This window comes from Prosthecobacter sp. (assembly GCF_046154365.1).
In the GTDB taxonomy this organism is placed as follows: domain Bacteria; phylum Verrucomicrobiota; class Verrucomicrobiia; order Verrucomicrobiales; family Verrucomicrobiaceae; genus Prosthecobacter.
Map to the genome: position 1 here is coordinate 1 of NZ_JBJXFV010000203.1, position 13,779 is coordinate 13,779.

The window sequence follows — 13,779 nt, forward strand, 5'->3', positions numbered from 1 at the left end:
AAGTTAAGAAGGGATTGCCGCAGATTCAGGGAAGCCGCAGATTTCTCGCCTGAATCGTCTAATCTGTGGTTTTCCTGAATCTGCGGCATTCATTCATGTGCTGTCCTTAACTTAATGACATTGATTCGTCATTAACCCCGCGTCTTTGAGCGCTGGAAACTGAGAGCGCCAGTCGCGGACGATGGCGGGATCAATTTGGGCGTTGATGACGCGTTCCTGCTCGGCGGCGTCGGCGATGATGATGCCGTGGGGATCGACGACGAGGCTGCGGCCAGTGTAGGTGAACTGGGGGTCGGTGCCGCAACGGTTGACGCCGATGACGTAGCAGAGGTTTTCGATGGCGCGGGCCTGGAGCAGCGTGACCCAATGCTGGATGCGTTTCACCGGCCAGGCGGCGATGTAGATGAGCATTTCGGCTCCGGCACGCACCGCTGTGCGGGTGAGTTCAGGAAAGCGCAGGTCGTAGCAGATGAGCGGGGCAATGCGGAGGCCTTGCCATTCAAAAAGACTGACGCTGGTGCCTGCGACATGGACTTGGCACTCGCCACCCATGCTGAAGGGGTGATTTTTGGTGTAGCGGGAGAGGACAGTGCCAGCAGGAGAGATGGCGAGGGATTGATTCATGCCGCGTCCGTCGGCGGTTTGAGTCACGACTCCGCCAATGACGCAGCTTTGGTATTTAGCGGCGATTTCGCGCAGGAATTGTTCCGTTGGGCCACCTTCGGGCTCAGCGGTGACGGAGAGGTTCATGCTGAAGCCGGTGGAGAAGGTTTCCGGCAGGATGATGAGTGAACCGGGCTGCGGATTTACAGCGGCGATGAGTTGCCGTGCCTTGGCGTGATTGGCAGGGCGATCTTCCCAAAGGGAGTTGATTTGAATGAGGTGGACGGCGAGGCTGTCGGGCATGCAGGCATACAAGGCTGAAAACGGTCGAAAAGGAAGTCTGTAGTGCAGTAAGTTGGTGGCTTCGGCAAGACCAGGGACGAGACTGCAAAGCCAAAGCGGGTAGTTTGTTGTTGCGGACGATGAGCACGCGGCGGTCCTGCTGGAGCTGGTGCTCGGGGGCGGAGGAGGGGAAGGTGGCGCAGTCGGGGCCGAAGCCGGCCTGGGTGAGTTTTTTTGCCTCCAAGCCAGCGCTGAGCAGCATAGCGTGAATCTTTGCGGCACGGTCGGCGGAGAGTTGCTGGTTCGTGGCGCGGTCGCCCTCGGCGCTGGTGTGGCCCTGGATGGTGAAGCTGCCGCCCTGCGCAGTCAGGTCACGCAGCAAAGCGGCTGCCTTTTGCACGTTGGTGCGGGAGACGTCATCGAGCAGTTGATCCGAGCCGCGCACAAAGAGAATGGGCACAGCCACATACGGATGTTCTTCGATGGTACCGTCGGCACGCTCCAGAATCTCGACATCCAGGCCCTTCGTGGCACTACGGCCATAACTGCGCTTCACAATGGCCGCGGTGCTCTTCAGCCGGATTGCGAATGCGGGTGCTGAGCGTGGCCTTCGCGGCTGCGGTATCCAGCGGTGCGGCGCTCTGGGCGTGCAGGGAGCCGAGACTGAGAGCCAAGGCGAAGAAGACGATCCGTTTCATGGGCGGGAGAATGAAGGTTTTGCAAAGAAAGGCAAGCGTGGCGCGGAGCTGGTCTCCGCGCCACGGGCACGCGGTTCAATCACGCGCGGTAGCTGCGGGCAAAGGTGCTGGTCTGGCCGTTGCTGTAGTAGCTGCGGTAGGTGACGATCCTCACCTCATAGCTGTAACGACGACCACAGGAGTTGGTGGCCCAGCGGCACTCCGTGCGGCTGCACACCACGCAGGTGTGGGTGACGTAGGGGCGACAGTAGTCCGCCTTGGCAGCAGGAACGGCGGTGGCGAGGATGAGGAGAGTGAGCAGTGTTTTCATGGCGATGGATGTGTTGATGATTTCGAATTTCACGCGGCGTGAGTGCCGCGTTCACAGGGCCAATCGCCGGGCCGGAAAGTTTGATTGAGGGAAAGTGAGGTTTTTTTCACCGGCTTTACACCTCCAACGTCTTGAGGCATGATTCTGACCATGAATTCGACCATCCTTGATGCCATGCTGGCTTCGCCGGAGCTGCCGGAGCTGATTCGCGAGGCACAGCTTGCCTTCGACCGTGAGCAGGCGCTGCGGGAGAAGTTTTATGCGGACATCACGCCAGAGCACAAATGGGAGTTCATCCAGGGGGAAATCATCATGCACTCGCCCGCGCTGAACCGACACCTCACGGCCAGCCAGCACACCTACGACCTGCTTAGCGCTTTCGTGCGCGTGCATCAGCTCGGCCTCGTGCGACACGAGAAGGCCATGACCAGCTTTCCACGCAACGATTACGAGCCGGACGTGATCTTCTTCGGCTTGGCCAAAGCCGCCAGCATCGCCCCTGACACGCTGAAGTTTCCCATCCCCGATCTGGTCGTTGAGGTGCTTTCGCCCTCCACCTCGAAGCGTGATCGCGGCATCAAGTTCCAGGACTACGCCCTGCATGGCGTGGCGGAGTATTGGATCATCGATCCAGTCGCGGCAACGGTGGAACTCTACCGGCTGGCGGGCAACGCCTATCCACCAGCGGCAGCGCAGGGCGATGGCCTGCTGAGCAGTGATGTCGTTCCAGGCTTCGAGATTCCGGTCCGTGCGATCTTTGATGAGGCGGAGAACGCCCGCATCATGCGGGAAATTTGGGCGGCGCAGTGAAGCGGCTGAGCGTTTAGCGTGTCTCGGCAGCCTTGACCTTGAACGGCACCGGCACACCGGCCATGCGCCCGGCATCGGCCAGACAAACGAGCACACGGTAATCTGTGCCCGGCTGGAGCACGATGTCGGTGATACCCTTGCCCGGCTTGAGGGAATCAAAAGTGACGGGCGAGGTGACACCCTTCGTCACGAACAGCACCGGGGCGGTGAGATGATCTCCTTCGGCGGGGAGAATCCATACATCATACTTCTGACCTGGCTTGTCCTGCGAGTTCCAGGCGATGACGGGCTGTGTATTGGTAATCTCATCGCCAGGCGAGGTGATGGTGACATGGGCGGTGGGGACGCCATGCGGCATGATAAGCCAGGTGAGACCGGCGAAGAAAGTCAGGACAGCAGCAAGTCGAAGAGCGGCCGAATGCCGGGTGAAAAAAGTGGCGGGCCGACGACGGGCGGCGCTGCGCGTTTCCTCCAAGTCAAAGAGCACGCGCTCAGGCACGATCATGCCGCCACGCGGTGGCGCATCCTCAATGGCGCGGATGAGGTCGGCATTTTCACGGAAAGGATCGTCTGAATTCATGCGGTGATGCCCTCCAGTCGGGTGAGCCGCTCCCGCAGCACGCGGAAGCCTTTCGCGAAGTGGCTGAGCAGCGTGTTGCGATTCATGCTGCGACGTGCGGCGATTTCATCCGTGCTCCAACCGTCCATAAAACGATCCCGAAACACCTGTGGCAGCGGCGGATTGGGCTCCAGACAGTCCACCTCGCGGAGGAGTTCGTCCAAATTGAAGCGCAGTGAGTTGGGCGTGTCCGCAATGACCTCCGGCAGTTCCTCCACGGCATCTTCCCGGCTGCGCTCACGGGAGCGAAGAAAGTCGATGATGCGCTGGCGGATGATATGGCGGGTCATACCGAGACAATCGTCCCAGGTGGCGATTTGATTGAAACTTTCTGCTTTTCCCTCCATCAGCCCACGAATGAGCTGCTGGAGCGCCGTGCTGACGAGATCCTCCCGGTCTTGCGCAAAGCGCTCTCCCGCCAGCCGGATGCAGGCGATGCGCATCCCCGTCTCCCACAGCAGTGGATAGGCCGCGTTCCAAGCGACAGCGCTGCTGTGCTCATCGCTTGCTCGAAGCTCGTTCAGACTGGGCGAAGGCAGCACCATAGAGCATCGGCCATCCTTGCTACTGCGCCAAAAACTCATCCAGCGCCGCCTTGGTGATGCGGTACTGGGTGCCGATCTTCTTCGCCTTGATCTGACCGCCATCGATGCTGGAGATGACATCGGCTTCGGTAACACCGAGCGATTGGGCGACCTGCGCGGGCGTGAGGATGTCCACGGCGGGAGCGGCGGTGGGCAGCGGTGGCGGGGTGGCGGCTTGATTGGGATTGAAGACGCCCTGCGCCATCATGTTCTGCGCCATGCCAAAGCCCATCGCGATCTCCGCAGCGGCTCCGGCGGGTCCGCCACCGCCTTTGGCCATGCCTTCGGCCATCTGGAACTTCACGTAGTCGTTCAGGTTGCCGACGGCGCTCATGCTGCTGCGCTTGTCGATGGCGGCCTCGACTTCCGGCGGCACGCTGGCGTTTTCGAGGATGAAGCTGGCGATTTCGATGCCGTACTTGCCCTGGGTGATGGGATTGATGATCGGCAGCAGCGCATCGCCGAGTTCGGAGTAGCGGGTGGCGAGATCGAGCACCGGCACCTTGGCGGTGGCGAGCGCATCGGTGAACACGCTGATGATGCGGCTGCGCATCGTGTCGGCGAATTCATCCAGGCGGAAATGATGGTCCGAACCGGCGACTTCCTTGAGGAAGAGCTTCGGATCGGTGATTCTGAAGTCAAAGGTGCCGAAGGCGCGCACGCGGACGATGCCGAAGTCCTGGTCGCGCATCATGATGGGGTTGCTGGTGCCCCATTTGTTGCCGGTGAACAGGCGCGTGGTGACGTAATACACGTCCGCCTTGAAGGGCGACTCGAAACCGTACTTCCAGCCTTTCAACGTCGAGAGGATCGGGATGTTGTCGGTGGTCAGCGTGTGCTGGCCGGGGCCGAAGGTGTCGCCGAACTGGCCGAGATAGACAAACTGCGCCACCTGCGACTCGCGCACGATGAGCTGGGCGCCGCGTTTGATTTCCTTGTCCTCGTCCGGGAAGCACCAGGCCAGCGTGTCGCGTGAATCGTCCGTCCACTGGATGATTTCCAGGAACTGTCCTTTGAGGTAATCCATCAGGCCCATAGTCGTGTGTGGTGAAGTGTTGGTTTTTTTCGAGGCGGGCGGAGTGTAGAGAGTCCGTTTCGATTTGGCGAGTGCAAATCCGGGAACGGTTTGGTAAATCGTCCCCCGCACTTGCGGGGATGGATTGCTGATTGATTCCGCTGCGTGCTGGCTAACATCCACGCCTCGTATGTCTTTCGCCACCAGCCTCCAAGCCGCCGCCGACTCCGGTCAGCTCCTCACTGCCAGCCACGACAACATCCGCGCCTTGCTCGCGGCCAGCGACAACCCGCTGTATCGCGCCAGCATTGAGGAACTCGCCAACGCCGGCCAGTGGGAGGAACTGAACGACCGCTTCTTCCAGGCGCTGAAATTCGGCACCGGCGGCCTGCGTGGACGGACGATCGGCAAAGTGGTCACGAAGGCCGAACGCGGCAGCGCTGCTGCGGACGAACGCCCGGAACTGCCCTGCGTCGGCACGAACGCGATGAACTTCTACAACGTGAGCCGCGCCACCCGCGGCCTCGTGACCTACATCAAGAACTACCGCACCAATGCCAAACTCACTGGCAAGCCAAGCGTCGTGTTCGCGCATGATACCCGCCATTTCTCCCCGGAGTTCGCGAAGTTCTGCGCGAAGATCGCGATGGACCACGGCGCGAACGTTTATCTCTTCGACGGCTGCCGTGCCACGCCGGAGATGTCCTTCGCCGTGCGCCAGCTCCGTGCTGACGCGGGCGTGATGCTCACCGCCTCGCACAACCCGGCGCATGACAACGGCTACAAGGTGAATTTCAACGACGGTGCCGGCATCGTTGAGCCGCATGCCACCGGCATCATCAAGGAAGTGAACGCCATCAAGGGTGAGGAATACGTTTCCCTGCCCGAGGCCCAGCGCGGCAAGCTCACCACGCTCGGCAACGAGATGGACCAGAAGTACCTCGCCCGCGTCGAAACGATGATGCTACAGCCCGAACTCCTCGAAAAAGAGGAGGCGAAGAAGCTCAAAATCGTCTTTACCGCACTGCACGGCACCGGCGGCGTTCTGGTGCCCGTGCTGCTGAAAAAACTCGGCTTCAACTTCCTCACCGTGCCCGAGCAGGACGTGCGTGACGGCCGTTTCCCCACCGTGAAATCACCGAATCCTGAAAACGCCCCGGCTTTGAAAATGGCGGTCGATCTCGCCAACAAGGAAGGCGCGGACATTGTCATCGGCACCGATCCTGACTGCGACCGTATGGGCGTGGGCGTGCGTGATGCTAAAGGCGAGATGGTGCTGCTCACCGGCAATCAAGTCGGCTCGCTCATGGCTTGGTATCGTCTCAAGACGATGTTTGAACTCGCCATTCTCACGGAAGCCAACAAGAGCCACGCCGTGCTGCTGAAAACCTATGTCACCAGCCCGATGCAGGACGCCATCGCCGCGAAATTCGCTGTCGGCTGCGTGAACACGCTCACCGGCTTCAAATGGATCAGCGCGAAGCTGTCGAAATACGAGGCGGCCCTGCCAAACGACGTTTTGAACCGCTATCGCGACCTCAACGCTGTCGAAAGCCGCGCCATGCGGCTCAAGCACAGCAAGTTCCTCGTCTTCGGCGGTGAGGAAAGCTACGGCTACATGGGCGATGACTTCAGCCGCGACAAAGATGGCAACGGTGCCGTCGTCATGTTTGCCGAACTCGCCGCCTACGCCGCCAGCCGTGGCCTCACGGTGCCGGATTTGCTTGATGAAGTGTACTGCGAGATCGGTTACTTCCTCGAGGTGAACCAGAACAAGGTTTTTGAAGGTGCAGCCGGTGCCGCGCAGATCGCCAAACTCGCCGACAGCTACGGCGCGAACCCGCCCAAAGAGGTCGATGGCTCCGCCGTGGCCAATGTGCGCGACTTCCGCAAGGATGAGATCAAGGATGAGGAAGGAGACATCGTCTCGAAGGAGAAAATGCTCTTTGTCGATCTCGCTGATGGCCGCAGCTTTGCCGTGCGCCCCTCCGGCACCGAGCCGAAGATCAAGTATTACATGTTTGGCCGCAGCGTCCCCGCCGCAGGCCAGAAGCTCAGCAGTGATGAACTCAACACCGCGAAGGTGAAAGTCACTGACAGCCTGACCAGCATGTGGGCCTGGTTGGAACAGGACATTGATGTCCGCCTGGCTGCATAAGCCAGCGCCAGCACAAATTCTGACGCGCACGCGGCGCACAACAATGCGGCTGAACAATCTTCAGCCGCGTTCGTCTATCATGGCCGCAATGCCCAGCCCGTGACCGGCATCTCCGGGAAAATGCGGCTTGAAGAAGTCAGAAATTTAAGAACTATTAACCAATATGAATACTCGACCCCTTCTCGCGAGTCTGTGTGCCGCGCTTGGCATCGTATCAACGGCTGCGGCCCAGACACAGCAGCGTTATTATCCGCAGGCACCGGGCGGGTATCCGCAACAGCCACAATACAGCCAGCCTGCACCGCCGCCGAGCTACCAGCAACCTTATCAAGCGGCACCGCAAGGCTACGGCTATTCGCAACAACCGCAGCCACAGACACAGTATGAAAGCCCAATCCAATTCCTGCCCAAGTTCGGCAAGCGTATGAGCGAGATGGTACGCCGTCTCTTCTATGGCCAGGATCCCACCGGCTATGACAACCAACCGCAGGGCTACGGCCTCAACGGTGGCTACAGCCTCGATGCCACCCCACGCCAGAATCAGGTGCCCAATTATCCTCAGCAACAACCGCTGCCGCTGCCCGGCTCCCAATACCAATACCCGCAACAGCAGCAGCAAGCGCAGCCGCGCTATAACTACCCGCCGCAACAGCAACCTGTTAACCCTTCACGCATACAACAGCCGGTGCCTCAGACCAAAAGCACGACGCCCGCACCATCTACGCCGAGCAAATCATCAACAGCGAGCAGCACGCGCAAATATACGCCACCCAAAGTGAACGAAACGCCCGTGAAGACACCGAGCAAATCCTCCGCCACAACTCGCACACAGCAGCCGGCCACGGATTCACCGCCGCCGACAACCACGCGCCGCTCTGAATCCGCGCCTGAACAACCTTCCACCGCCTCCAGCAGCGCTTCAGGCTCGTTCTTGAAGGGCAAAAAAACAGCGAAGCCGGGCCGGGTGATCAGCCCCTACCCGCCTTACAAGGAACTCGACATCACCGGCCTCGAAAGCGGTTCACTGGCACTTGACCCGACGACGCAGAAAGTCTTCGAGGTCCCCTGAACTCTGCTGATTTCCACGCTTACCTTTGGAAACCCCGGTGATTGCCGGGGTTTTCAGTTTTATGCCAGTGACAGCTCAATTTTCAGATTTTTAAAATAAATCAGTCAATGGCCCGCGGTTTGCTTGCTAAGGTGTCGGGCCAGCACTTCGCTGTCCCACCAACCCATTCATGGCCGACCACGGACTCCAGCAGATTCAGTCTCAAAAGCTCGCCATCGGGCCACAGATGCAGCAGAGCTTGCAGATTTTGCAGGCACCGACATTGGAGCTGCGCCAGATCATTCAGCAGGAGGTCGAAATCAATCCGGTGCTCGAACTCGAAGCGCCCGAAACCTCGATTCAGGACGCCATTCCTGATGATCCTGATGACCGCAGCGTCGATGACAGCGACATCGACGCTCTCACGCAAATGGACGATGAATGGCGCGAATACTGGCAGCAAAGCCGGCAGCAAACCACCGCGCGCCGCAGCGATGACCAAGAGCGCTGGCAATTCATGATGGATTCCATCGTCACGCCCACCACCTTGCAGGAACATCTGCTCTCACAGCTACACACCTCTGACGCCAAGCCGAAAGTCATCCCGCAGGTCGAGTTCCTCATCGGTAATTTGGATGATCGCGGTTTCCTCAACACCCGCATTGATGACCTGAGTCTCCAGCATGCGATTCCCATCGACGAACTGCGCATCGCCAAGAAGCTGCTGCAAAGTTTCGACCCAGTCGGCGTCGGCTCCGAGGACTTGCGCGAATGCCTGCTCGTGCAGCTCGAGCGTCTCGGTAAAAAGCAAAGCCTCGCATGGCGGCTGGTCGATCAATACATCGACGACCTCGCCAACAAGCGCTACCCCATCCTTGCCCGCCAACTCGGTGTGCCGCTGGAGCAAATTTCCCGCGGCGCTGACTTCATCAGCACGCTCGATCCGCGCCCGGCGCAGCGCTTCGCCGTCTCCTCCAACAACTACGTCACTCCCGATGTCGTCGTTGAACGTCAGGGCCGCGAGTGGGTGGCCGTGATGACCAACGACGACCTGCCGCATCTGCGCATCAGCAACACCTACAAGGACCTGCTCAGCCAACCCGGCAACACCGGCGAAGTGCGCAACTACGTGCGCGACAAAATCCGCAGCGGCAAATTCCTCATCCGCTCGATCCATCAGCGCCAGCAGACGATCCACCGCATCGCCACGCAGATCGTCAAATACCAGCGCGAATTCCTGGAAAAAGGCACCAGCTTTCAGCGCCCGCTGAACATGGCCACCGTAGCCGATGAAGTCGGCGTGCATGAAACCACCGTCAGCCGTGCCATCGCTGGGAAATACATCGCCACACCACACGGTGTCTTCGACATGAAGTTCTTTTTCTCACACGGCGTGAGAACCGAGTCCGGCGACGATTTGAGCAACACCAGCGTCAAAAACGCCATCGCCGACCTCATCAAGTCGGAGCCGAAGCAGAAGCCACTCAGCGACGACAAACTCGGAAAACTGCTCGACAAGCAGGGCATCAAGGTCGCCCGCCGCACTGTGGCCAAATATCGCGAAGCGCTCGGCATCCTGCCCAGCCACCTGCGCAAATCGTTCTCGTGAGCGCTCAGGTAAAACGCCGCGCAATCTGCGTGTAAAACGCCTGTGCTGCCTCCACCTCGTCACACTCGACGTATTCAATGGCTGCATGCGCCTGATCGATGCTGCCAGGACCAAACAGAATCGTGGGAATGCCCAGGCGTGAGAACTTGCTCGCATCACTGCCAAACGGCACGCCGCTGACGCTGTCTTCGCGATTCATCCCGCGCAACACGTCACGGGAGAGTTGAACCAGCGGGGCGTTGGCATCGGTTTGGAACGACCAGTCCTGCAGCATCGGCTGTTCCATCTCGGCGATCACATCGGGATGCTGTTTCATCAGTGCGGCGAGCAGCGATTGATAATGGGCGAGCACCGCCTCGACCTCCTCACCGGGCAGCAAGCGCCGATCAATCTCGATCACCGCCTCATCGGGCACGAAATTCACCTGCACACCGCCATGGATGACGCCCACGTTGCAGGTGCCCGGCCCCAGCAGCGGGTGCTGCACCTGCTGCATGCGTTCGTGATCTTCGTTCAGAGCCAGCACGATGCGCGACATGGCGGTGATCGCGTTGATGCCAAGATGTGGCTTTGCACTATGCGCCGCCTTGCCCTTGGTGCGAATGCGCCAGCGCAGAACGCCCTTGCTGGCGATCACACATTTGAATTCAGTCGGTTCTGCGACCACTGCGGCATCGGCTTTGAGACCTTCGCAGAGTTTGACCACGCCACGGAAGGAAAACTCCTCATCCACCACGGCCGCGAGCCAGACCTCGCATGGCGGCAGTTCGCCGCTCGCATGAATATCCGCCACGGCATGCATCATCGCGGCCAGACCGGCCTTGTCATCGACGGCACCACGTCCGTGGAGCTTCCCGTCGCGAATCACCGGATCGAACGGGTCAATCGTCATGCCTTTGATCGAGACTGTGTCCATATGCGCCTCGAAGACGATCCGACGCGATGGATCACGCCCCGGAACACAAGCGATGACATTGTTGCGCCCTGGAAACACCTCCTGCTCCCATACTTGAATGCCACGCTGCTCAAAAAAGCACCGCACATACGCCGCTACTTCTTTTTCTCCCGGCCCGCCCTCATATGAGCTGTTGATGCTATTGATGCGCACGAGGTCGGCGAGGGTTTGGAGCACGGGAGACATGCCAAAGCCTAGCCACACCGCCCCAAACGGCAAGAAGCCCACTGCCGCAGCGTATTTTTTTCACAGATGAAGATCGCAGCAGCCATCACCCTCATCCTCGCTCTGCATGCCAGCAGTGCGACTGCTGGCGATGCCGACAAGATCGCCTTCTTTGAAACCACGATCCGTCCTCTGCTGATCAACCGCTGCTACGAGTGCCACTCCGTCGAATCCGGCAAACACAAAGGCGGTCTGCGGCTCGACTCACGCGACGCCGTGCTCAAAGGCGGCGACAACGGCCCCGCGCTCATCGCTGGTAATCCCGACAAGAGCCGCCTCATTGAATCCGTCCGCTATCACAATCAAGATCTGCAAATGCCGCCGAAAGGCGCGCTGCCAGCCACCGAAGTGCGCGCGTTCGAGGAATGGGTCAAAATGGGTGCGCCAGATCCGCGTGAAGCCATCGCATCCGCCAAACCAGCCGCCCCGCGCGTGATTGATCTCAAGGAAGGCCGTAAGCACTGGGCCTTCAGACCCATCACAAAGCCCAAAGTGCCCGCAGTCAAAGCATCCAACCCCATTGACGCTTTCATCAGCGAAAAACTCGCCGAGAAAGGCCTCGCACTCGCTCCGCCCGCTGACAAACGCACGCTCATCCGCCGTGCCACCTTCGATCTCACCGGCCTGCCGCCCACGCCAGCAGAAGTCGATGCCTTCCTCGCCGACAACTCACCTGATGCCTTTGCCAAAGTCGTGGATCGTCTCCTGCGTTCACCGCAATACGGTGAAAAATGGGGCCGCCACTGGCTTGATGTCGCCCGCTACTCCGATTCGAATGGCCTCGATGAAAACATCGCTCTCGGCACGGCGTGGCGTTACCGCGACTATGTGGTGAAATCGATCAACGCGGACAAACCGTTCGACCAATTCCTCACCGAGCAGCTCGCGGGTGATCTGCTGGAATCAAAAGACATTCCCACGCGCCACGAGCGCATCACCGCCACCGCCTTTCTCAATCTCGGAGCGAAAGTGCTCGCCGAACCGGACAAGGACAAACTCACAATGGATGTCGTCGATGAGCAGATCGACGTCATGGGCCGCGCCTTCATGGGCCTCACGCTCGGCTGCGTGCGCTGTCATGATCACAAGTTCGACCCCATCCCGCAGGACGACTACTACGCGCTCGCCGCCATCTTCAAGAGCACGCAGAGCTTCAGCGTGGACCGCATCGGTGCGCTGAGCACCGCGTACGAATCGCCCATGGGATCGCTTGATGACTTCGCCGCCGTCAAATCCTCCGAACGCATTCTCAAAGAGCAAAAGGAAGCCGTCACCAAGGCTGAAGCCGCCGCCAACAAGGCGCTGCGGGATGAAGTGCATGGTAAGGCCGCAGATTACCTCATGGCCGCCGCTGAACTGCCCGTCGCTCCCACTTTGAGTCAGGTGAAACCTGTGTCGGACCAACACGGCCTGCGTGCGCATGTGCTGCTGAACTGCCGCGTCTATCTCGCCGCCAATGAGTCAAACACCTTCTTCAAACCGTGGCAGGACGCGGTTGAGGCCACCGGCAATGCCCACAGTCTCCGTCCTTACTTCGTCGCGATTTTCACCGCTGCCGCGAAGCTCAAAATCAATCCAAAGGACAAAGTGGAGGATTCCCTGCTGCATCAAGCCCGTGCTGAACTGGACAAAACCGCCGGTTTCCTCGCGTTGCCACCCGAGCCGATCATTCTTTATCCCAAAGAGACCGCCGACAAAGTCCGCGCCTTGAAGGACACCATGATGACCACCGAGAGCAATCTCCCCGATCTGCCCACCACGCTGGCGGTGTCAGAATCGTCCAAGATTCTCAAGGAACTGCCCATCCACATTCGTGGCAATCATCTCGCGCTGGGAAAGCCGATCCCACGCGGCTTCATCCAAGTCGTTCAAGCAGCACAAAAACCGCAAGCGCAGTTCCCGATCGATCACAGCGGACGCCTCGAACTCGCCCGCTGGCTCGCCAGCCCGGAACATCCGCTCACCTCACGCGTCATCGCCAACCGCATCTGGACCTGGCATTTCAACCAGGGCATCGTCGCGACGACGGACAACTTCGGCCTCCTTGGCCTAAAGCCCACGCAGCCTGAACTGCTCGACTGGCTGGCACGCTGGTTCACCACCAATGGCTGGAGCTTCAAGGACATGCACCGGCTCATCATGAGTTCGCGGACGTATCAACAATCCAGTGCTCAGTGCTCAGTGCTCAGTTCTCAGTCTAAGCACTCAGCACTGAGCACTGAGCACTTGCAACGCCACGCCCAGGACGTTGATCCCGAAAACCGACTCCTTTGGCACTTCCCCGTGCGCCGTCTTGAGGCCGAAGAAATCCGCGATGCACTGCTTGATGTCGCAGAGAGTCTCGACACCTCCATCGGTGGCAAAACGATACCGCGGCGCAATCGCGAGTTCGTCTTCAATCACACCTCCAAGGACTTCACCACCTACGGCAGCACCCGCCGCGCGCTTTACCTGCCCATCATTCGCAACAACCTCTACGACCTCTTCCAGCAGTTCGACTACCCCGATCCTTCGACCTCCACCGGCCTGCGCAACAGCACCGTCGTCTCCCCGCAGGCGCTGCTGCTCATGAACAGCGATCTCGCCACTGACGCCGCCCAAGCCTTCGCGCAACGCCTCTTCAAAACATCTCCAGACCAAGAACAGCGACTCCGCGCCGCCTACCGCATCGCCTTTGCCCGCGAAGTCACCGCCGACGATCTACGTCGCGCTGAAAACTACCTCACCGCCACCAACGCCACGCTCAACTCCAGCCAGCAGGACTCCGACAAGCGTGAACAGCAAACCTGGACGCAGTTCTGCCAAGCGCTCATGATGAGCAACGAGTTCATCTACCTCCGTTGAGAGTTTATGCCGTTGAAAC

At 59.8% G+C, this 13,779-nt stretch carries 12 protein-coding genes and 1 pseudogene; 5 read left to right on the top strand and 8 right to left on the bottom strand.

All coding sequences use genetic code 11. The features are described 5' to 3' along the window. Positions 1-111: 111 nt before the first annotated feature. The 4 genes and pseudogenes from ACKVY0_RS25895 to ACKVY0_RS25910 form a co-directional block, all read right to left on the bottom strand. Positions 112-906, bottom strand: a complete 795-nt coding sequence (locus ACKVY0_RS25895) for a carbon-nitrogen family hydrolase (RefSeq protein WP_409217765.1) — start codon at positions 904-906, stop codon at positions 112-114. A 196-nt stretch (positions 907-1,102) separates the two neighbouring features. Further along, positions 1,103-1,441: pseudogene (locus ACKVY0_RS25900) on the bottom strand (OmpA family protein); the annotation flags it as partial. Further along, positions 1,419-1,583, bottom strand: a complete 165-nt coding sequence (locus tag ACKVY0_RS25905; RefSeq protein WP_409217766.1) for a hypothetical protein — start codon at positions 1,581-1,583, stop codon at positions 1,419-1,421. The pseudogene ACKVY0_RS25900 and the gene ACKVY0_RS25905, both read right to left, overlap by 23 nt. A gap of 79 nt (positions 1,584-1,662) precedes the next feature. After that, positions 1,663-1,893 (bottom strand): hypothetical protein, encoded by a 231-nt coding sequence (locus ACKVY0_RS25910; RefSeq protein ID WP_409217767.1) that lies wholly within the window; start codon positions 1,891-1,893, stop codon positions 1,663-1,665. A 150-nt stretch (positions 1,894-2,043) separates the two neighbouring features. On the opposite strand from ACKVY0_RS25910, the gene ACKVY0_RS25915 reads away from it, so the two are divergent. Next, positions 2,044-2,703, top strand: a complete 660-nt coding sequence (locus ACKVY0_RS25915) for a Uma2 family endonuclease (protein ID WP_409217768.1) — start codon at positions 2,044-2,046, stop codon at positions 2,701-2,703. 13 nt (positions 2,704-2,716) lie between these two features. Here the strand turns inward: ACKVY0_RS25915 and ACKVY0_RS25920 are convergent, their stop codons facing one another. From ACKVY0_RS25920 to ACKVY0_RS25930, 3 genes are read right to left on the bottom strand one after another with little or no spacing between them, the layout of a single operon-like run. Then, positions 2,717-3,283, bottom strand: coding sequence for a hypothetical protein (locus ACKVY0_RS25920; protein ID WP_409217769.1), 567 nt, complete (start codon positions 3,281-3,283; stop codon positions 2,717-2,719). Next, a complete protein-coding gene (locus tag ACKVY0_RS25925; protein WP_409217770.1) occupies positions 3,280-3,867 on the bottom strand; it encodes a sigma-70 family RNA polymerase sigma factor in 588 nt (195 codons plus the stop codon). Before ACKVY0_RS25925 ends, ACKVY0_RS25920 begins: the two co-directional genes overlap by 4 nt. A gap of 19 nt (positions 3,868-3,886) precedes the next feature. Next, positions 3,887-4,942, bottom strand: a complete 1,056-nt coding sequence (locus ACKVY0_RS25930) for an SPFH domain-containing protein (protein WP_409217771.1) — start codon at positions 4,940-4,942, stop codon at positions 3,887-3,889. A 169-nt stretch (positions 4,943-5,111) separates the two neighbouring features. Here ACKVY0_RS25930 and ACKVY0_RS25935 point away from each other — a divergent pair, with 169 nt between their 5' ends. The 3 genes from ACKVY0_RS25935 to rpoN all read left to right on the top strand — a co-directional run bounded on the left by ACKVY0_RS25935 (position 5,112) and on the right by rpoN (position 9,736). After that, entirely contained in the window at positions 5,112-7,079 is a 1,968-nt protein-coding gene (locus ACKVY0_RS25935; protein WP_409217772.1) for a phospho-sugar mutase, read from the top strand. A 163-nt stretch (positions 7,080-7,242) separates the two neighbouring features. Continuing rightward, entirely contained in the window at positions 7,243-8,148 is a 906-nt protein-coding gene (locus tag ACKVY0_RS25940) for a hypothetical protein (RefSeq protein ID WP_409217773.1), read from the top strand. Between the two features lie 169 nt (positions 8,149-8,317). Next, positions 8,318-9,736: an RNA polymerase factor sigma-54 gene (gene rpoN / locus ACKVY0_RS25945; protein ID WP_409217774.1), complete on the top strand. Its 1,419-nt coding sequence runs from the start codon at positions 8,318-8,320 to the stop codon at positions 9,734-9,736. Positions 9,737-9,740: 4 nt separating this feature from the next. On the opposite strand, the gene ACKVY0_RS25950 is transcribed toward rpoN, so the two are convergent. After that, positions 9,741-10,877, bottom strand: coding sequence for a M20 family metallopeptidase (locus ACKVY0_RS25950; protein WP_409217775.1), 1,137 nt, complete (start codon positions 10,875-10,877; stop codon positions 9,741-9,743). Between the two features lie 66 nt (positions 10,878-10,943). Between ACKVY0_RS25950 and ACKVY0_RS25955 the strand changes: the two genes are divergently transcribed. Beyond that, on the top strand, positions 10,944-13,760 hold the full coding sequence (locus ACKVY0_RS25955) for a PSD1 and planctomycete cytochrome C domain-containing protein (RefSeq protein WP_409217776.1): 2,817 nt from the start codon (positions 10,944-10,946) through the stop codon (positions 13,758-13,760). The last annotated feature ends 19 nt before the right edge of the window (positions 13,761-13,779 follow it).